This is a genomic window from Zunongwangia sp. (assembly GCF_048269745.1).
In the GTDB taxonomy this organism is placed as follows: domain Bacteria; phylum Bacteroidota; class Bacteroidia; order Flavobacteriales; family Flavobacteriaceae; genus Zunongwangia.
Genome location: NZ_JBLXIB010000005.1, coordinates 1 through 20,708, shown reverse-complemented (window position 1 = coordinate 20,708; position 20,708 = coordinate 1). Strand labels below are relative to the sequence as shown.

Sequence of the window (20,708 nt, the reverse complement as noted above, 5' to 3'; positions counted from 1 at the left end):
TAAAGTTTAAGGTAATACGCTTCAAAAAATATATTTTTTAAAAAAAATTATCGTACTAAATTCTACATAAGTCTTTATGCTATTTCATTCAGAATTTATTTGAATACCTTTGTAAAAGTTCGCTTTACTATCTTCCTAATAAATAATAATAGCTATGAAAATTTTACATACTGCCGATTGGCATATTGGTAAAAAATTGCATAAACACGACTTATTTGCCGATTTTGAATTATTTATAGATTGGCTTTGTACATTAATTTCTGCAGAGCAAATTGATGTCCTATTAATTTCAGGCGATGTTTTCGATTTGGCGAACCCATCTTCAGATGCTAGAAAACAGTATTACCAAGCACTTATTAAATTACAAAAACTAAACTGTAAAATTATAGCCACTGGTGGCAATCACGATTCTCCAGCGATGTTAGATGCTCCTAAAGAAATTTTACATGAGCTTGATATTGATATTATTGGAGGATTGCCAGAAATACTAAGCGATACTATTATTCCTATTTATAATGTTGAAAAAAAAGTAGAATTGGTAATTGCGGCTATACCATTTTTACGAGATGCCGATTTACGAACTGCTAATGAAGGAGCTACCTACCAAGATCGTGTAGAAGCAATTCGTTTAGGAATACAACATACTTTTGAAAAAGCAGCCGATATTTGTCAAAATCAATATCCGGATACTCCTGCTCTAGCAATGGGACATTTATTTGCTGCAGGAATCGAAACTTCAGATAGCGAACGTGATATCCAGATCGGAAACCAAGCTGCTTTTAATGCTTCACAATTCGGAAGTTTTTTCAATTATATTGCGTTAGGGCATATTCATAAACCACAACGTGTTTCCGCAGAAATTCCGGTTTTTTATAGCGGCTCCCCTATTCCACTTTCATTCAGCGAACGCAAAGACGATAAACGAATTTTAATTATAGATACTGAGAACTCTTGGGAACCTAAAAGTGTTACTGTTCCTAATTTTAGAAAACTAATTAGAATTAGTGGTGATTTAAACGATATTCAATTAAAACTAAACACCCTAAAAAATAATACTGGATTGGCACATTTAATTGAAGTAGATTTAATAGACGATTTATACGATGCCCAAAAAATATATACTTTAGACGAGCTTGTTACCGGCTTTAAAAAACCAGGTTACGAAATTGTAAAGCAACGCGCTCAATTTAAAAACAAACTAAAAGGAACTGCCGAATTATATACAGAATCTCAACAACTCGAAGATTTAAAACCTACCGATGTTTTTTCTGAATTATTAACGGCACACGAATACAACTCAGAAACTAGAGATGAAATCTGGAGTGCTTTTAATGAAATTCTAGAAGAAATTCAACAATCTGAAAATGCTGCGCAATAATATGAAGATTTTAAAAATAGAATTCGAAAATATAAATTCGTTACGCGGATTACAGAAAATCGATTTTACAAAATCTCCGTTTGTAGCAAGTTCGCTATTTGCCATTACCGGCCCAACAGGAAGCGGAAAAAGTACCATTTTAGATGTAATTTGCCTAGCGCTATTTAATCATGTTCCTAGATTAGGTAAGATTACTAAAAACGAAATAATAAGCAAAGGTGCTATTCTTACTCGTAATCAAAAAGAAGCTTTTACGAAAGTTACCTACCAAAGTAAAGAAGGATTATTTTCTTCTCAATGGTCTATTTCAACTAACAGAAATGGAAATTTGAGGGATTACGAAATGGAAATTTCCAATCTGACTACAGGAAAATTAATCGATTTAAAAAAATCGGATGTACCGGCAAAAAACGAAACCTTAATAGGCCTAAGCTATAACCAATTTATAAAAGCAGCCTTATTGGCTCAAGGTGAATTTGCTCAGTTTTTAAAAGTAAACAAAGCAGAACGAGGTGCTCTTCTAGAAAAAATTACGGGCACCGGAATTTACCGCCAATTAGGTATCAAAGCCTTCGAAAAAAACAGAGATGCCGGTAAAGAAATTTTACAGCAACAACAAGAAATTAACATCATCCAAAAATCCTTATTAAACGATGAAGATTATGCTGAAATTTCTACTAGATATAAAGAGAAACAAGCTGCTTGCCAACCGCTGGAAAAAGAAATCCAAAAACTATCCAAATTCGTTGAATTAAAGCAAGAAATTCAACAGCAAAAAAATACCATTACTAAAATTTCTTCGGAAAAAAATCAAGCGGAAGAAAACCTCAACCAATTTGCTAACCATAACGGAAAATCATTAATTGCTCACGAAAATATTCAGCAGTATGCTGGGGATTTACGAAACTGGAAATTGAATACAGAAAACCTAAATGCTCTTTCTAAAGAAATTACTGAAATTGAAACGAGCATTACTGAAAACAAAGAGGCTTTTACAAAACTATATACCGAAGTTTCTTCATTACTGAGATCTGAAGTTTCTGTAAACGATTTTGAAGCGAAATTGGATGCATTTACTGCAAAAGTCCAAGAACTTGAAGAAGCACGAAAAGAAAAAGGTAGAGAATACAGTAAATTAGTTGATGAGTTTAAATTGAAAACAATTGATTTAAACCTGAATTTTAGAAAAAATCCGGAAGAAAATATTCTGCAGTTGCAAGCAATCATCAATTCGGCTACCAATACTATAAAAAAATACGAAGCGGAATTAGGTAATTTAAACCTATCAAATTCAGAAGCTGTAAAACAGCAACTTAAAGAAAAAATCGAGCAAACTCGCAAAGCGCAAAAAGCGAATGCAAAAATCGATGAAAGCGATAAAGAATTAAAACGAATTGCTTCAGAAAAAGATACCATAAAAAAAGAAAGCGAAACGCTTCCGCAGCAAATAAAAGAATTAAAAACTCAAGTTCAGTTTAAAGAAAAAGAGTTCGAAAATTTAGAACTTCAGAAGAAAAACCAGTTACTGGAAGCTAAATTAGAAGAATTACGTCCTAATTTAAACGATAATGAACCTTGTCCGCTTTGTGGAGCAACACATCATCCTTTTGCAGAACATACTCCTGAGAAAGATAATCGGCTAGATGAAAGAATTGCTCTAGCTCGTAAAGAATTACAAGTCAATTTATCGAATTTGACTAAAATACAAGCCAATTTCAACAATTTCCAGTCAAGATTTAAAGTACTCGAAAATCAGGAGCAGCAATGGAAAACTATTTCCGAAGAAAAAAGAACAGCTTTTAAAACCACATTTAAAGGTTTCGATTTTGCTACTGAAGCCATTTGGGAAACTAAAATTGCCAAGTTAAACCAGCAATTTGAATGTATTGAAAAGTGGGAAAAAGAACAAAAACGTTCAGAGATTGCTAAAAATGCTATTCCGGAAATGGAACGCACTAAGGCTGTAGTAAATAAAGGTCGGGAAATTGCTTCAAAACTAAAAGATTTATATGCTGGAGACGATATTTCAGCTAAAAACCGAGAGTATCACCGCAGGTTTACCGAACTAAAACAACAAAACGAATATTCACTAAAACAAAGAGAGAATTTAAAAACTAGATTTCAGAAATTAACAAGCGAAATAGCTAGTTTAGAAACGCAGCTAAATACAGTTTTATTAGAAAAAGGATATTCAAATATACCACAAGCTTTAAACGATTTGTTACCGGAAAAGGACTATTTGTCGTTAAGAGATAAACGTGATAAACTTCAGCAAGAAGTGTCGAAATTAAAAACTTCGCTGCAGGTATTACAAGAGCAATTAAGCGAAAAGCAAAAACTAGATATTGAAGAATCTACCGCTGAGCTCCAGCAACAAGTAAGTGAAAAACGCCAAAAACTTACTGAATTAAATGATGCTTGCAAAGAGTTTCACCGCCAATTACAAAACCAAAAGGAAAATCTAGAAAAGCTAGATAAAATTAAACGAGAAATTGCCGACAAAGAAAAACAAATTAAACGTTGGCGTTTGTTAGATGAATTAATTGGAGATGCTCGAGGCAGAAAATTTAATGAGTTTGCTCAAGATCTAACACTTTCTCAATTAATTGCCTTAGCAAATAAGCGTTTAGCAGAACTTAATGATCGATACATTATCGATAAACCAACCGGGGATGAAGATGATGGTCTTGTAGCAATTGATGAGCATATGGGTGGCCAACGACGCTCGGTTAAAACTTTATCAGGCGGAGAAACTTTTATTTTGAGTTTATCGATGGCATTAGCTTTGTCTGATTTAGCTTCTAAAAATGTAGAAATAAATAGCTTATTTATCGATGAAGGCTTTGGAACTTTAGATCCTGAAACCTTAGACCAAACTCTAGATACTTTGGAGAAATTACAAGCTGAATCATCCAAAACAATTGGAATTATTAGCCATGTAGATTCTTTAAAAGAACGTATTGCAACCCAAATAAAACTGACCAGAAACGGACAAGGATACAGTTCAATAGAAATTAAAGGATAGTATTATTTTTATTTAATTTTAACATTTATGGTAGTGTAAAATCAAAAAGTTATTCTTATTTTTAGATATACTTAACAATTAAAATCTAAATCCTCGCTTTAATTGTTATTTTTTGACTTAAAAACGATAACGTTTTCGTTGAATTAGATTAATAACTGAAATACTACTGTTTGTTAAATTTATTGTGTATGAAAGGAACCACTGTTTAGTTTAAAAAGTAAGTTGATTGAATTAAAACCGGAATCTTTTTAAATTCCGGTTTTATATTTTTATTTCAAAATAGACTGCACAAAAATGGCAAAACGTTCCTATTAACACAAAAACATGAAATATTGCGTGGTTATATTTCAATTTATTTAAGCTAAATAGTAGTGCTCCAACCGTATAAGAAATACCTCCGGCTAGAAGCCAAATTAGTCCTTCGGAAGATAAATTTTCTAGTAAAGGCTTAATCGCTAAAATAATAATCCAGCCCATTGCTACATACATTATAGTACTAAGCGTTTGATATTTGCCAGTATAAAATATTTTTAAAATAATACCGAGTATTGCTAACAACCAAATGCTTATAAAAATAATCCAACCGATTGTTCCATGTAAACTTAGTAATGAAAATGGGGTGTAAGTTCCGGCTATCAAAACATAGATAGAAGCATGATCTAAAATATTTAAACGATATCTTTTAATTTCTGATTTAGCGCTATGATATAGTGTCGACGCTAAATATAATAACAACATACTTAATCCAAATACTAAAAAACTAAAACAAACTATTGAATCTCCTGTTTTTAAAGCCTTTTTCAATAGAAGAACAAATCCAAGGATGCTTAACACAAATCCAAAAGCATGAGATATAACGTTTAACCGCTCTTCGTAATGTGGATAATAGTATACACGATTATTAGCTGCCATACTAAAGATTTTAAGCAAAATTATCAATAATTCAACAATTCTTACTTTAAAAGAATCGGAAAATCATTTTCTCATCTATTGAATATTACAAAATTAACTACTTCATAATATTACTAGAATCAACTTAATTTTAGGATAACTTTTAAAGAATAAATCCAAGTAATTTTACAGAAAAAAATTATGCTTTTACCAAACTTAACAAAAACAGTATTAGATACTATAACATTGCCTGTTAATTACGATAATATAAGCCAAACTATAAAAGATGCTAATGGAGTATTGATTTGTGATGTAAGGGGTTGGGGGAAAATTCAATTTATGGATAAAGCTGAAGAGCGTCATGATGCCATTGGTTACACCATAGCAGAATTATTGAACGGATTACAAGCATAAAAAAGTATTTTAGATTTAGGATCATATATTTTTACCTGTATAAGTAAAATGTATTTTATTTAAGTCGGTTTTTAATCATTCTTACCTTATTTTTTATAAATATCATAAATCGAATAACTAGGTTTTTTTTCATCCTATGAATTTCTCTTTTAAGATGAGCATTTTCAACTTTTAAAAATTGTAATTCACTAACTAGATATGCATTTTCATTAGAAATTAAATCCTTAGATTCTTCATAAGCAATATCAAACCGATTTTTTATTAGTAGACCTATAGATTTAAATGACAATTCCTTTTTTATGAAATTTTCTGCATTTAAGGCTTTGTGTTTCCGATCTTCTTTATTCTTATAAACCTTTTGCATCTTCAGAATTGCATCTTCCATTTTGGGATGGCCCCATATTGTATTAGGGCCAAAATTTTTATCAGTGGTTTTAATGAGACCTATTTCTGAATCTACTAAATAACTATTTTCATGATTCATGAATTGAGTATTCCCAGAATAATTAGTTGCAATTGTTGGTTTTCCGAAAAACATAGCCTCTGCCATCGTTAAACCAAAACCTTCTGAATGATGCATAGAAACATAACAATCACAACTATTTATTAGATGATTCGTATTGTTTTTATCTAAATCAACATTATAAATTTTTATATGTTTATATAAAGCTACTTTCTTTATTAAGAAGCTACTTTCTTTTTTAAATCTTTCTGCTCCTACTGTTTTAATAATTAATTCAACCTCATCAGAATCATTAAAAGCTTTTGAAAAAGCATCAATCAAAAAAAAAGGATTTTTTCGTTCTATTGAACTATGATAGCTAAATATAAATAAAAAACTAAATTTAGTTTCATCAAAATATTTTTTTTTCTTGATATCATTAACTCCATTCAATTTAAACTCTATCGGATGAGGAATTACAGATATAGGATTATTATAAACTTTTTTAAAAACATTTCTACAAAATGTTGAAGCTGTCCAGATTTCATTAAATAGATTTAGATTTTTTGTAAATTTAGATGGAATATATTCAGATTCCCACATTAAAAACAAAATGCTATATTTAAATTTAAATAGTTCAGGATCTATAAGTCTAAAAAAAGTATCTAAATCTCCTAAGGAAATTTGAATTAAATTTACTGAAAAGTTTACATTGAAAGTATAATTTGGATTTCTTTTCATTTTTTCAAAATCTATCAAATTAAAGGAAATATTTTGGCTTTCTATGGCTTTAATATTTAACCTAACTGCTTCTCCAAGTCCAAATTTACCTTCAGTATACCCAATAATGTTTATTCCTTTACCACCTTGCTTCATACTAACTTTCTAAAACTGTTTCTGTTTCATTTTCAGTATTTAATGATTGGAGAGTCACTAAATTTTTATACGTCCCATTTAACTTTAAAAGCTCTTGATGAGTCCCTTTTTCTACTATTAAACCTTTTTTCATTACTACTATTAAATCTGCATTCTGAATTGTTGAAAGACGGTGAGCTATAACTATAGATGTTCTATTTTCCATCATATTCTCTAAAGCATCCTGTACAAGCTTCTCAGATTCTGTATCTAAAGATGATGTAGCCTCATCTAAAATCATTATTGGTGGATTCTTCATTACGGCTCTTGCTATTGCTATACGTTGACGTTGGCCACCAGAAAGTTGATATCCTCCATCTCCAACGGTATGCTGATAGTTATTTGGAAAATCATTTATAAAATTATGTGCGTTTGCTATTTTAGCTGATGCTACTATTTTCTCTTCATCAGGATTTTCAATTCCTAGAGAAATATTATTCGCAATACTGTCGTTAAATAAAATCGAATCTTGCGCGACAATCCCCATTTGATCTCTTAGCGATTTAGCTGTAACATTTCTAATATCTGTTCCATCAAAAGTTATACTCCCTTCTGAAACATCATAAAACCGAGTTAATAAATTAGCTAATGTAGATTTTCCACTGCCCGACTCTCCTACAAGTGCTACTACTTTTCCCTTTGGGATTGTCAAATTGAAATTCTCTAAGACATAATCATCTTTATATTTAAAAGAAACATTAGTAAACTTTATTTCTTTAGTAAAATCAGTAATAACTTTAGCATCAGATTCTTCTTGCAAAGGATCTTCAGCATCTAAAATTAACGCAACTCTCTCATAAGCTGCATTCCCCCCTTGTAAGGCATGATTAGCCTTAGTTATAGCTTTTGCAGGTGTTAAAATTTGATATGCCAAGCCCATATAAGCTATAAATGCTCCTCCACTTAAAGATTGATCTACTAGCACTAAAGATCCTCCATAAATCAAAAGAATTGAAATTGCAAAAATACCTAAAAATTCACTTGCTGGGGCAGAAAGACTCATTGTCTTACCTATAGAATTATTAAGATTATTAATATTTTCAGTAAAACCTAAGAATTTTTTTGAGAAAAAACGCTCAGCATTAAAATTTTTAATAATCTTAATTCCCCCTAGAGTCTCCTCTATATTCGAAAGCAACTCACCTTCCATGGCAAAAATATTTCCTGATTGGCTTTTTATACCTTTAGTTATTTTGGAAATTAAAAAACCAGAAATTGGTATAAAGAAAAAGACAAAAATTGTTAGTTTCCAACTAATTACAATCATTCCTCCCAAAGTGAATATTATAGTTAAAGGCTCCCTTATCATCATAAGAACACTCATAAAAGAAACTTTTATAGTATTAATATCAGAAGTCATTCTAGCTATAAGATCTCCCTTTTTAGCATCCGAAAAGAAACTAACGTTTAAACTTATTACTTTATTATAAACATCTTGTCTTAAATCTTTTAGTATTCCATTATTTAAGTAAGTCATGTATAATATAGAGAGGTAATTAAACAAGTTCTTCAGTAAAAATGTACTAAGAACAAATCCTACAACTATAATTAATGTATATAATGGTCCCTTTGTTATTCTAGTTGTAGTAATATAATAGTTAAGGTAATCTTCGAAATAATGTAAGTCAAAATCGCTTATACCATTAAAAACTGGTTTTACAGTTATTTTCTCTCCCTCTTCGAATAAAACTTTTATCATTGGTAATAATGAAAGCATCGATAAAGAAGAAAAAAAAGCGTATAAAATATTAAATGCAATACTTAATAATTGATAATGCTTGTATGGAATAAGATATTTTAGAAATCTTTTAAAACTTTTCATTTGAATTTAATAATGTAATTAATCTTTAAATTGGACTGTCTGCTATAATACTTTTATAGACTTTTATATATTCTTTAGCGGCTTTATCCCACGAAAACATATTTGAACGTTTTTTATAATTAGTTACATATCTTTCTTTATTAGTTTCAAATTGAGAAATTCCATCTTCAAATACAGTTACCATATATAGAGGATCAAAATTATCCCAATAAAAACAATCTTCCCCGCCTACTTCTGGTAGAGATGTCATATTAGAAAGGAATATCGGTTTACCAAAAGTCATTGCCTCAATAACAGGCAATCCAAATCCTTCTCGCAAAGATGGGAAAGCAAAAGCAAGGCAATTTCTGTAATAAACCCGTTTTTCACTTTCACTTATAGCTCCTTTAAAAAAAACTTTGCTCTCAAGTTTCTCTTCTTTAATTTTCAACTTTAATTTTTCTGCATATTCGGTGTTATCACTACCTGCAATAACTAAATTTATTCCTTTCAAGTGTTTTACCATCTCTATGAGTGTGTGAATATTCTTTTTTTCATCTACTCTGCCAATCGTAAAAATAAAAGGTCTTATAGTTTTTTTGTGAAAGAATTGATCTTGATTTAAATCAAATGAATTATTAATTATAGGATTTCCATTATAAATTACATACTCTGGAATGTTAGGTATATCAAAATGAGCGTGAGTGTTTTTTTTTGTGAATTCAGATATATAAACTAATGCAGAACTCCTATTTAGTTTTTCCTTAAACTGATTTATTCGTTGCTCTAATCGAATTCCATTATCCTCTTCTATAAAATTAATATCATGTATGGTCAATAAATATGGTATACTATTAGAAAACGGTTCTATTTTAGTGTTCTGATTAACCGAGTGCCATAAGTTGAATTTTTTCTTTATTCTAAAAAAAGGATAGCGTGTAAACTGAAAATATTTATTATAGCTAAGCTTTCTTCCTATTTTTCTCTTAGTTGAAGAATTGTTACAATTAATTATTACTTCATGTTCATTTAAAAACTCTTTTTCATCACTCAATGATTTTGCTAAATTAAAATTGAATTGACCAAAACCACTTTTTAGGTTTTGTATATTATGAGTCTCCAAAAAAACCTTCTTTAAACTACATGAATCATTTCTAAACATAAGTCTATTTTGAAAATTTATCCTTAATTTAACTATAGATTAAAACCTATAGTTAGGCTATAGATATATAAATCTAAAATGGTTGCGTTAATTTTTCTAAAAAATTAAAACCAAAAGATTAATTTGCTTCAATTCAATAAATTAACTTAAAAAATTAAAATAAATTGATTATCATCTACGATTTAAATTAACAAAACTAATAATTTACTTACATTTCACAACGCAATTTTTTAAATGATATTTTATTTGAATATCCGTAAGCATTCATAACATAAAAATTTAAAGTAAATTTCCTAAAAAATTACTTCTATGAATTTGTTTACTTTTACAGCCAATTTTGATAGTAAAGAGGCCTGCCGCATGCATTATAAAGAGCAGCGGGATAAAATCGGGCCTGTTTGTAAGTACGGAGGCCAGTAGCTCTTTTGGATAAAAAGCAGGTGGAGCTATGAGTGTAAACAATGCAGAATCAGAATCACCCTTCGCAGTGGAACGATCATACAGAGTTCAAAGCTTTCTTTTTTGACCTAGTACAAAACCATGTTTCTAATGAGTGCAACTCGCCACTAAAAAAGGATTTTCCAGTAAAGAGATCCAGACCCAGCTAGGCCTTAAAAGATATGAACCGTTCTGGGCGATGATGCATAAAATACGAAAAGCGATGGGCAAGTGGGATGCCCGCTATACTTTAGAAGGAATGATCGAGATCAATGAAGGCTATTTCATATTGGAATCATCTGAGGTATAACAGTATAAAGGCACCCGTGGACGGGTAACTGTTGGAAAACAGAATGTGGCCATCATGACTGAATCCACTCCTTTGGAAGATATAAATACCGGAGAAAGATCAAGACAGGCTGGCTATTTTAAGGCAAAGGTTCTCAACAGTCATGCGGCGGGGGAAATTAATCAAAAGGTACGAGAATCTATCGATCAAAAGAGTATAGTGTTTACCGACAAAAGCACTTCGTATATGGATATAGCTGATTATGTTGAACTTCATATCAGCGAAAAATTCAATAAAGACACTACCAAAGAAACTTCAAAATGGATGCATCTTGCCATAAGCAATGTAAAAAGAAACCTGCTGGGGAACTACCATAAAATCAATGGAAAGTATTTACAACTATAATTAAATGAATTTATCTATAAATTAAACCGCAGGTATTTTAGAGAGCGGCCTCTTTGACCGGCTCATAATTACCTATATCACAGAGCTGTGACACCAAACGGGTATTCAGATTATTTTGTAGATTAAATAACACACTGTACTATCTAAATTTATTTTAATTAGTTTTGGTGTTTATCAAACTCTAAAAAATGTCATTCCTTATGAAACTAAAAAATATTTTTTTTCTATTAGCAGTTATTTCAATACAACTCCCCATAAATGCTCAAGACTCTTTAGAAAAGCAAGAAACCATACAGCAATTAAAAATTTTACCACTTCGAGATGGTGCTTTCGATAGTTTCTTAAGCTTAATGGATATTAATATAACAGAAAGTAAAAAAGAAGATGGAGTATTAAATTCTTTATTATATCGGCAGCAATCAAACACTAAAACAATGGTTCTATTTGAGCGTTTTAAAAACCAAGAAAGTTTTGAAGCCCATAATGATAAAGTTTATGCTCGCTCCACAAATGGCATTGCACCTGCTGCTACCGCTATGCGATTGGAAACAATTACACTTTCAACGATTCCTGAAATTTCAATTGATATTATACAAAAAAATACAGTTTTTCCCGAAAATGCAAGCTATAGCATTTATATTGTGAAAAACGGAAACAATACTGGTTTCATTCAAGCAGCAAAACAATTGGTTAATGAAATTAGAACACAGGAAGACAATGAAAGTATTTCTGTTTTCCAAGACTCTGAAGATACCAATCGATTTATTATTTTTGAACAATGGGCAACAAAAGATGCCCTAGCTTCCTTTGAAAGGAGCTCAAATTTTAAGCAATTTAATGCTATTACAAGTCCGTTACTAGTTTCTAAAAACCGAGAATTACTTCAATCCATTTCTGAATAAACCGTAAAATACATTCCTATAGCTTATTTTTAATTAATTAAGCTTTTGTATTAACACTTTTTACTTGAGCAAACCTATGAAGTTAAAGAAAACGATACGGATAATTGCTTTCTTCTTTTTTATCTGTTTCCATCTTATTTTTCTTACTTCTATATTACTAGATAAACTACATCACGTTTGGGTTATAGCTGGAATTGTATTCATTTCAGCTATTATCACCTATGCATACTATCATAAAAGTATGGATGAAGAAGATCATTTTCTTGAAGATTTACAAGATATAATCTATGTAGTAATTGGAGGTGTGTTTACCTATTTTATAAGCAACTATTTAAATCTAGGCTCCGTTATAGGAGCCGGTTTAACGGGGACTTTAGCTTCTTTTGCTCCTGCATTTATAAAAAACAAACCCATGAAACGTTTTCCCGTAGCTTGCTATTGCGGAGCTTTTGTTGGAATGACGGCCCCAAATGTAGCCGAAGGCTATTCGTTTATTATATTCGCAACCTTCATTACGGGTGTATTTTTTTCCGCAGCTAAAAATGTATTTAATGGATACGGCGGTAAATTGGGAACAATAGCATTTGGTGGAGTTGCAATTACTTCATTATTAATTTATCTTTTTGCATAATACAATTTAGTAGCTTATTTAATTCCTCCAAAAGCACCAAAACACATATTTTTATGTAAAACTTCAGTCTTTTTAAAACCTACTTTCTTCATTAATTCTAATTGATAAGTCATAGATCTTGGTGTATCTTCTTTTTCTATATACGCTAATACTTTTTCTCGATATTCTTTTCCATCTACACTTTCTAAATAATCACCATAACGTTCCCATACATATTCATTAACAAATTCGGTTTCTTGGGTTATTAAATCTGAAATCATTAAACATCCTCCTGGTTTAAGTAAATTATACAATTTAAAGAAGGTTCTTTCCCAATCATTATTATCTCTTAAATGATGTAATACAGCACCGGCTAATATAATATCGAAATTATTTTCTTTTAAATTAACTTCTCGAATATCTCCTTGAATAATAGTTACCTCATTATTGGTTTTAGCTGATACTCTTTCTTTGGCTTTATTCAACATTGGCTTGCTTAAATCTACTAACGTACAGTTTAAATCAGCAATTTTACTTAACATTTTTAAAGTATAATTACCTGCTCCACAGCCTATATCTAATAAATTTTGAGAATTAGGTTTTATTCTTTTAGAGGCTTCTGTTAAAAGCTCAAGAGAAATTTTCGCATCGATTGTTGCTACTTGTCCGGTCTCCAAATTTGAAAATCGTTCAACATCATTATCAAATCGCTCTTTAATTTCTTTAACTGTTGACTTTTTCATTTTATATAATTTTTATTCAATTTCAAATGTATAGTTCTTTTAATTGTTTTAAAAAGACTTATTTTGTCAACTAATAATACTTTTAAGATATAGCTATCGAATTAAGACACTTAAAATATTTTTTAGCGGTAGCTGAAGAATTAAATTTCACAAAGGCTTCTAAAAGGCTTTGTATTTCTCAACCTCCATTGAGCAGACAAATAAAAGAACTGGAAAATGAACTGGGCGCTAAATTATTTGAAAGGAATAATAAAAAAGTTAGTTTAACGGATGCGGGTAAATACTTCAAAAAAGAAATTACAGCTCAATTGCAAAATTTAGAGTCAATAGCTTTAAAAACAAGAAAGATTTCAGAAAATATAAGTGGAGAATATAGTGTGGGATATATCAGTTCAACATTCTCAGGAGAAATTACAAAGCTTATTCAATTTTTAACGGAACGATATCCTTTCTTAAAAATTAAATTATATGAAGTCTCTACTGTGAAACAAATTTTAGCCTTAGAACAGAATAAATTAGATTTGGCAATTATAAGAGCTCCTTTAATGTCAACAAAAACAAAATCTACCCGTTGGTTTAAAGATTTTTATTCGTTGATTTTTAATAATACTGTATATAAAAATATTAAGGATCTATCTGATATGAAAGATAAGGTTTTTATATTTTTCAATAAAGATTACGCACCAGTATATTATAATTCTTTTATTCAAATTTGCGCTCAATACGGTTTTACACCAAACATTGTTCATGAATCGAATAACATCAATTCAATAATTCAATTGGTAAGGAATGGATTAGGAGTTTCTATAGTCCCAAGTAGTTTAAAAAATAGCCATATTTATTCAGAATTATCTTTTTTAGATTTAGATAAAAAATTTACTACAGATGTTTTACTTGCAACACCTAAAAACCAAGAATCGCAAATAACAGATTCTATTATATCATTTTTAAAAGGATAATTTTGGAATTATACACAACTGATATTGTTATTATAATTACGGGTATTTTGGGTAGTCTAATCACCTATATCATCAATAATAATTTTAAACAGGGAGGTGTTCGTGCATCTGCTATGCCCTCCCTTGTTGTTGGTTTATTTTTTTATCTTTTTCCGGAAGTTTTATCTCCATATTTAACCCACCAGATTCCGTTAGTTTTTATAGGTGCTTCGTTTGTTGGAATGGTATCAAACCAATTACTACATCAACATATTTTTGTTGGTTTAGCCGGATTAATATTTGCAATAACTTATATAAATACAGGAACTTTTTTTAAAGGCTTTGGTGGAGCATTAGGAACTACTGCTTGCATTGCAATCCTAACAGCAACAGGATTAGCTAATTTGCTTAAACATAAAGGTATTAAAAGAAAAAAGAATGTAGAGAATAATTGAAAAACTAAAAAAGTCCCCTTAAAATATTTTATTTTAGTAAAATGAAAAAGTTAACTCCTAGACCAGATATTGGTCAGCATAAAAAAGCATACAAAGCATTTTCTCGGTTTATGCAATTTTTAGACGTAATTAACCAAGAAGAGCGGATAGAGGATTTAGCTTCAGATGTTGAAGAAAAAATCAATACTGAAATTGAAAAAGTAAATACTGTTCCTTTAAAAAAGTTAAATTCTCAAACACGTAAAAGTCAGATTAAAATTCTTCAAATTATAGAAAAAGAATTAAAACTGGTGCCTAAAGATTATTATCGAAATACTTGGTTAGGCTTTGGTATAGGCGCTTTTGGAATTCCTATAGGTGTAGCAATAGGTATCGCTCTAGACAATATGGGATATTTAGGTATAGGATTACCAATAGGGCTAGCTATTGGATTATTAATAGGAATTGCTAAAGACAAAAAAGCAGCAAAAGAAGGAAGACAATTAAAAATGGGAGTATAAAAAAAAGCCCATCAAAAATTTGATGGGCTTTTTTATAACTGAACTTCTTATTTTTTAGAATCTAAAATTTCTTTATAAAACGGAACGATTTGGTCAGCCATCATTTTATCTTCTTCAATTGAAGGGTGTGCTCCACAACCTGTTTCTGGTATGGTTTCAAAATCGAAAAAGTATATTTTTTTATCTTGTTTTTTGAAGTGATCAACGACATTATTTAAACATTCATGTAAAATTTCTTGACGTTCTCCAGAAACCATAGGGCTATCTAAAATAGCGATTTCGGGGTTGTCTCTAGTGTCTATAATGTGTTGTACAAATTTAACGTATGCATCAACATAATCCTTTTTACTAAAGGGTAAGCGTTCATGTTTACCGTCACCTTCGGATAAATCGTTAGTTCCTAAATTAATACTTACTAAATCCGGATTAAAATTTTTAGCTGTATACGCTTTTGTTGAATCGGTATTTAAATATAAATTATCATATACATCAGGTACAGTTGGCCCAGGTACATCCCAATTTCTGTACATTCCCCACCCTGAAATAGATGATAATACGAAATCAGCATCTAAGCGATTCGCAGAAATCGTTGCATACGAATAATACGCATTATGAGAATCGTACCAAGAACCTTCTCCACATGCATAAGCTGTGGTATCGTTACCAAAACCAGAAGTAATAGAATTACCCACAAACTCTATTTTTATAGATGGCTTAGTTGGTGCTTTTTCTACATTTTTTCCTTTTATACCGTTAACAACTAAATTACCAGTACTAGCTTCTGTTAATTTATAAAGTTCCACCAAAGTATCAGTTTCAGAAAGTGGAATTTGAATAGTATTCACAGTGTCACCTTCAATACGTAAACGCTTTTTATATTCTTTATTAGTCACTAGTCCTAAAAAAGCATGTTCATCTTTAAGATCTGTTTTTGCATATACGGTAATAGTATCTTGCCCTTTATGTTTAAATGTAATTCTTGAAGCCGGGCTAATCATTACCAAAGCAGAATCTCTAGCATCGGTTCTACCAGAAATGGCAAAAATATTGGTGTTATTTGGCGAATATAACTTAGCTGATTCTTCGGTCTTTGAAGTTTCTTTACAACTCCACAAGCTACAGGCTACAACTGCAGCCATTAGTACTGTTTTTTTCATTGATATAGTTAATTTGAATATAAGTTTCAAGGTACTAAATTAGAGAATGTTTTTCCATAGTTATTAATAAATATTGAAGATGTTTTTTCAAAAAAAACGACTATTAAAAAAATAAATTTTCTATATAGAAAAATAGAGCAAACAGGAATAACAAAATTCTGAAAAATTGTACCTTTAAACGTCAATTTAAAATTGATTATGGCATGAAAAAAATAGGGATTTTATATTCTAGCGTAGATGGCCATACTAAAGAAATTTGCACTGTTCTTTCTAAAAAATTAGCAAAATCCGATAAAAAAATTACGCTAATTCCTATTAGTAAATTTAATAAAAATATCACTGATTTTGAAGTGATCGTTATTGGAGCGAGTATTCGATATGGCAAACACCGAAAAGAGGTTTTTAAATTTATCGAACAACATAAAGCTAAATTTCCTAAACTAAAAACTGCCTTTTTCTCAGTTAATTTAGTCGCTAGAAACTCCAATAAAAATTCACCAGAAACAAACCCATATCTACTTAAATTTTTAAAAAAGATAGACTGGAAACCTGATTTACTAGAGGTATTTGCCGGAAAATTAGATTATAAAGCATATTCCTTTCTAGATCGAATTATGATTCAATTAATTATGAAATTAACTCACGGCCCCACTTCTTCTAAAGAAGCAATAGACTATACTAACTGGGAAAAAGTAGCTCGGTTTTCAGAAAAAATAATGCAACTAACTTCTCCTCCTTCAAAATAGAAATTACAATTTTGCTGATTGCTAATTTAAATTTGTGCTGTTATTATCGATTTTATGTTTCAGGATATATCGTCAAAAAAAAGATTTTTAATTATCAAAAAAGCCTGTTTTACAACAGGCTTTTTTGATTTTATTGATCTAGTAAAAAGTTTAGGCTTCGCAGCTAGAACAGTTTACAATATTAGAAACAAATTCTTTTGAAACACTCTGACTTCTTTGATAGTACAAAGTTTTTACGCCTAACTTCCAAGCTTCAATAAGTAACTTATTAACTTCTCGTACCGGAATTCCAGCGGGTATATTAAGATTAAGACTTTGCGCCTGATCGATAAATTTTTGACGTACAGAAGCTTGTTGAATAATTTCTAACTGACTTATTTCTTTAAAGGTTTTAAAGATATCTCTTTCTTCTTGAGTTAAAGAATCTAGATGTTGCACACTACCGTGGTTAAGCATTATACTTCTCCATGTATCTTCATTATCTAAACCTTTTTCTTCAAGCAATTCTTTAAGGTATTTATTTTTACGCATAAAATTACCTTTTGCTAATCCAGCTTTATAGTAATTACTGCTAAAAGGCTCGATACCTGGTGAGGTTTGCCCTAGAATTGCAGATGAAGAAGTTGTAGGCGCTATAGCCATCAACGTAGTATTGCGAAGTCCGTAACCTTTTAAAATTTCAGGTTCTCCGTAAATAGAAGCCAATTCCTTACTAGCTTTTGTAGCTTTCTCACTTATTTTTTCGAAAATTTGATGCGTTAATCCTTTTGCCTTCATTCCTTCAAAAGGAATTCTGTTTTTTTGCAAGTAAGAATGCCATCCCATTACTCCTAATCCTAAAGCACGGTGGTTTTTCGCAAATTTATTGGCTGCAGATAAATAGTGATTCCCTTCAGTTTTTGCTATAAACTCTTGCAACACACCATCTAGAAAATATACAGCTAACTTTACAGCTTCAGTATCTTTCCATTCATCATATAACTCTAGATTCATAGATGATAAACAGCAAATAAACGACTCGTCTTCTGTTGAAGGTAAGGCTATTTCAGAACATAAATTACTAGAATGAATTGTTCTGTTTTTATCTTTATAAACCTGTGGCTTAAAACGATTAATATTGTCTTTATATAAGATATACGGCAATCCTTTTTGCTGACGACTCTCTAAAACTTTAGCCCAAATTGCTCGTTTATCGGTATCGCCATCAATCATTTCTTGCATCCAATAATCTGGAACACAAACTCCGTAAAATAAATTTTGAATTGGATTTCCGATATTTTTAATCTCTAAAAATTCTTTAATATCCGGATGATCAATATCTAGATAAGCTGCAAATGCTCCTCTACGCACTCCACCTTGAGAAATAGTATCCATTGCAGTATCAAAAAGTTTCATAAAGCTAGTAGCTCCACTGCTTTTTCCATTATCGGTAACCGCACTACCACGACCGCGTAATTCACCAAAATATCCGGAGGTTCCGCCCCCTATTTTGGTTTGCATAATCACTTCTCCTAATTTATGAGTGATCCCTTCAATATTATCTGGAACATATACATTAAAACAAGAAATTGGCAATCCGCGTTCAGTTCCCATATTGGCCCAAATCGGAGAACTTAAACTCATCCAACCACGTTCTATCATTTCAATAAAAGCCTCAGCTAATTCTGGTTTATATAAACGTTTTGCTGATGCAGTTGCAATACGCTCAATAGCTGCTTTTACTGTTTCTCCTTTTAGCAAATATCCTCTATTTAATATTTGCTGACTTTCTTCGTTTAACCACCACAATCTTTTGTTTTGAGGTTGCTCTGTAAGTTGCTCTAAGGGCTTTGTTGTCATTTATGGGCTTTTTCTGAATTACTAACCTAGTATATTACTATACTATTGAACTACTAAATTATTTTGTTTTAGAATAAATCTTCAGCGGTAATACTTTTATCGTGCTTGGTATAATCTACCGGTCTTCTAGCAAAGAAATCGTCTAAACTATTAGCAAAAACTTCTTCTTCGAACCACTGCATAGGTTTATATTCTGCTGCGGAAATATTGTAAATTTTTGGAATTCCAATTTGTGTTAAACTTTCGTCTAAACGGAATTTCATGAAATCCATTAAATTCTTTTTATTGATATTATCTAACTCACCACTTTCAAAAATCCAGTCTAAAATTTCTTCTTCAACTTCTATAGATTTTTTTACAGAATCTGTTAGTTTCTGAATTAATTTATCATCAAAATAATCTGGGTTTTCTTCACGAATTTTATTGATAATATAAATACCAGCATTAGCGTGAATTTGTTCATCTACAGATGTCCAAGCAATAATATTACTCACATTTTTCATTACGCCTTTGAAACGATTAAAATATAGTACAATCGCAAATTGACTAAAAAGTGATACATTTTCTATAAGAATGGAAAATAAAATTAAAGAAGATACATAATCTTTAGGTTCTTCTGCATTGGTATGCTCTAATGCTTCAGTTAAGTAATTAATTCGGTGCTTTATAGCGGGTACTTCTATTACTTTTTCAAACTCATTATTATAACCAAGTACTTCCAATAATCGAGAATAGGCTTGTGAGTGACGGAATTCACATTCAGCAAATGTACTTCCTAATCCGTTAAATTCCGGTTTTGGTAAATGCTTGTAAAGATCTCCCCAAAACGATTTTACAGCTACTTCAATTTGTGCAATAGCAAGTAAGCTCTTTTTTACTACATCTTTTTCTCCTTCTGATAAATGAGAATGAAAATCTTGTATATCTCCTGTAAAATCTACTTCAGAATGTACCCAAAAAGAACGATTAATGGCATCTGTAAAATCTAAAACACCCGGATATTCAAAAGGCTTGTAATTAACTCGTTTATTAAAAATACTCATATTACTATACTATTATTTGTGAGACTCTTCCATTTAAAAAACCGAACTTAACAACTAATCATCGTTATAGTCTGGTTTTTCTGATCGTCTCCGGACCTACCGGGAAACCATTTTACATTATAAAAACGTACTTAAAAAAACAGCTACAATTCATTTTTAAATACGTTTTTTTATCAGCATCCAAACTTACAAAGTATCGTCGATACTTTGATATCTTGAAACATAATTTATTCACAAACTTGTGAACAATTTTAAATTTAAATAAAAAAAGTTATCAAAAAATATTTTTAAAACACTAAAAAACAGCATTTTAATTTTACAAAAATTAAAAAAGTTATCAAAAAACAATTATTACTATTATTTTTTTTGGATAAATATAATTTTAAAGGAAAGATTTTATGAGCGCAATTTCTATTTTTTTTTGCAAAACTAATAGTTAAATTTTCAAGTTTATTAAAACTTTTATTTACCAAAAAAATAAGTAATTTTTTTAAGTTTTTTTATAACAGAATTATTGAGCTGCGCACCCCTTGCTATGACTAGTATTTGATAGATTTAATTGCATAAAAATCAATATTAAAAACGTATTTTTATATAATTCATAAAAAATTAATC

At 30.4% G+C, this 20,708-nt stretch carries 17 protein-coding genes and 1 pseudogene; 10 read left to right on the top strand and 8 right to left on the bottom strand.

The annotated features are described in order from the left end of the window. The first annotated feature begins 154 nt into the window (after window positions 1–154). Complete coding sequence (gene sbcD, locus ACN0WI_RS07680; RefSeq protein WP_417886079.1) at window positions 155–1,378, top strand: exonuclease subunit SbcD; 1,224 nt, start codon at window positions 155–157, stop codon at window positions 1,376–1,378. A 1-nt stretch (window position 1,379) separates the two neighbouring features. Then, window positions 1,380–4,403, top strand: a complete 3,024-nt coding sequence (locus ACN0WI_RS07675; RefSeq protein ID WP_417886078.1) for an AAA family ATPase — start codon at window positions 1,380–1,382, stop codon at window positions 4,401–4,403. A gap of 261 nt (window positions 4,404–4,664) precedes the next feature. Here the strand turns inward: ACN0WI_RS07675 and trhA are convergent, their stop codons facing one another. Continuing rightward, window positions 4,665–5,315: a PAQR family membrane homeostasis protein TrhA gene (gene trhA / locus ACN0WI_RS07670; protein ID WP_417886077.1), complete on the bottom strand. Its 651-nt coding sequence runs from the start codon at window positions 5,313–5,315 to the stop codon at window positions 4,665–4,667. A 180-nt stretch (window positions 5,316–5,495) separates the two neighbouring features. Here trhA and ACN0WI_RS07665 point away from each other — a divergent pair, with 180 nt between their 5' ends. Continuing rightward, window positions 5,496–5,708, top strand: coding sequence for a hypothetical protein (locus ACN0WI_RS07665; RefSeq protein ID WP_417886076.1), 213 nt, complete (start codon window positions 5,496–5,498; stop codon window positions 5,706–5,708). 55 nt (window positions 5,709–5,763) lie between these two features. Here ACN0WI_RS07665 and ACN0WI_RS07660 read toward each other — a convergent pair whose 3' ends face one another. From ACN0WI_RS07660 to ACN0WI_RS07650, 3 genes are read right to left on the bottom strand one after another with little or no spacing between them, the layout of a single operon-like run. Then, a complete protein-coding gene (locus ACN0WI_RS07660; RefSeq protein WP_417886075.1) occupies window positions 5,764–7,026 on the bottom strand; it encodes a glycosyltransferase in 1,263 nt (420 codons plus the stop codon). Window position 7,027: 1 nt separating this feature from the next. Continuing rightward, entirely contained in the window at window positions 7,028–8,887 is a 1,860-nt protein-coding gene (locus ACN0WI_RS07655; protein ID WP_417886074.1) for an ABC transporter ATP-binding protein, read from the bottom strand. A 25-nt stretch (window positions 8,888–8,912) separates the two neighbouring features. After that, entirely contained in the window at window positions 8,913–10,028 is a 1,116-nt protein-coding gene (locus ACN0WI_RS07650) for a glycosyltransferase family 4 protein (RefSeq protein ID WP_417886073.1), read from the bottom strand. Window positions 10,029–10,337: 309 nt separating this feature from the next. Here ACN0WI_RS07650 and ACN0WI_RS07645 point away from each other — a divergent pair. The 3 genes and pseudogenes from ACN0WI_RS07645 to ACN0WI_RS07635 all read left to right on the top strand — a co-directional run bounded on the left by ACN0WI_RS07645 (window position 10,338) and on the right by ACN0WI_RS07635 (window position 12,693). Next, window positions 10,338–11,251: pseudogene (locus ACN0WI_RS07645) on the top strand (IS1595 family transposase). A 109-nt stretch (window positions 11,252–11,360) separates the two neighbouring features. Beyond that, window positions 11,361–12,062 carry a putative quinol monooxygenase gene (locus ACN0WI_RS07640; protein ID WP_417886072.1) on the top strand — a complete coding sequence of 234 codons (702 nt, stop codon included), beginning with the start codon at window positions 11,361–11,363 and terminating at the stop codon, window positions 12,060–12,062. Window positions 12,063–12,138: 76 nt separating this feature from the next. Then, entirely contained in the window at window positions 12,139–12,693 is a 555-nt protein-coding gene (locus tag ACN0WI_RS07635) for a hypothetical protein (protein ID WP_417886071.1), read from the top strand. Between the two features lie 14 nt (window positions 12,694–12,707). Here the strand turns inward: ACN0WI_RS07635 and ACN0WI_RS07630 are convergent, their stop codons facing one another. Further along, the gene (locus ACN0WI_RS07630) at window positions 12,708–13,415 is read right to left on the bottom strand and encodes a class I SAM-dependent methyltransferase (RefSeq protein WP_417886070.1); all 708 of its coding nucleotides are present in this window, start codon (window positions 13,413–13,415) and stop codon (window positions 12,708–12,710) included. Window positions 13,416–13,504: 89 nt separating this feature from the next. On the opposite strand from ACN0WI_RS07630, the gene ACN0WI_RS07625 reads away from it, so the two are divergent. The 3 genes from ACN0WI_RS07625 to ACN0WI_RS07615 are packed head-to-tail and all read left to right on the top strand — an operon-like array spanning window position 13,505 to window position 15,308. Next, the gene (locus tag ACN0WI_RS07625; protein ID WP_417886285.1) at window positions 13,505–14,374 is read left to right on the top strand and encodes a LysR family transcriptional regulator; all 870 of its coding nucleotides are present in this window, start codon (window positions 13,505–13,507) and stop codon (window positions 14,372–14,374) included. A gap of 2 nt (window positions 14,375–14,376) precedes the next feature. Beyond that, entirely contained in the window at window positions 14,377–14,808 is a 432-nt protein-coding gene (locus ACN0WI_RS07620) for a hypothetical protein (RefSeq protein WP_417886069.1), read from the top strand. A 41-nt stretch (window positions 14,809–14,849) separates the two neighbouring features. After that, window positions 14,850–15,308, top strand: coding sequence for a hypothetical protein (locus ACN0WI_RS07615; RefSeq protein ID WP_417886068.1), 459 nt, complete (start codon window positions 14,850–14,852; stop codon window positions 15,306–15,308). A gap of 47 nt (window positions 15,309–15,355) precedes the next feature. Here the strand turns inward: ACN0WI_RS07615 and ACN0WI_RS07610 are convergent, their stop codons facing one another. Then, window positions 15,356–16,465, bottom strand: coding sequence for an SGNH/GDSL hydrolase family protein (locus ACN0WI_RS07610; RefSeq protein WP_417886067.1), 1,110 nt, complete (start codon window positions 16,463–16,465; stop codon window positions 15,356–15,358). 203 nt (window positions 16,466–16,668) lie between these two features. Here ACN0WI_RS07610 and hemG point away from each other — a divergent pair, with 203 nt between their 5' ends. Continuing rightward, window positions 16,669–17,211 (top strand): menaquinone-dependent protoporphyrinogen IX dehydrogenase, encoded by a 543-nt coding sequence (gene hemG / locus ACN0WI_RS07605; RefSeq protein ID WP_417886066.1) that lies wholly within the window; start codon window positions 16,669–16,671, stop codon window positions 17,209–17,211. 150 nt (window positions 17,212–17,361) lie between these two features. Here the strand turns inward: hemG and ACN0WI_RS07600 are convergent, their stop codons facing one another. Next, complete coding sequence (locus tag ACN0WI_RS07600; RefSeq protein ID WP_417886065.1) at window positions 17,362–19,050, bottom strand: ribonucleoside-diphosphate reductase subunit alpha; 1,689 nt, start codon at window positions 19,048–19,050, stop codon at window positions 17,362–17,364. 68 nt (window positions 19,051–19,118) lie between these two features. After that, a complete protein-coding gene (locus tag ACN0WI_RS07595; protein ID WP_417886064.1) occupies window positions 19,119–20,093 on the bottom strand; it encodes a ribonucleotide-diphosphate reductase subunit beta in 975 nt (324 codons plus the stop codon). Window positions 20,094–20,708: the final 615 nt, after the last annotated feature.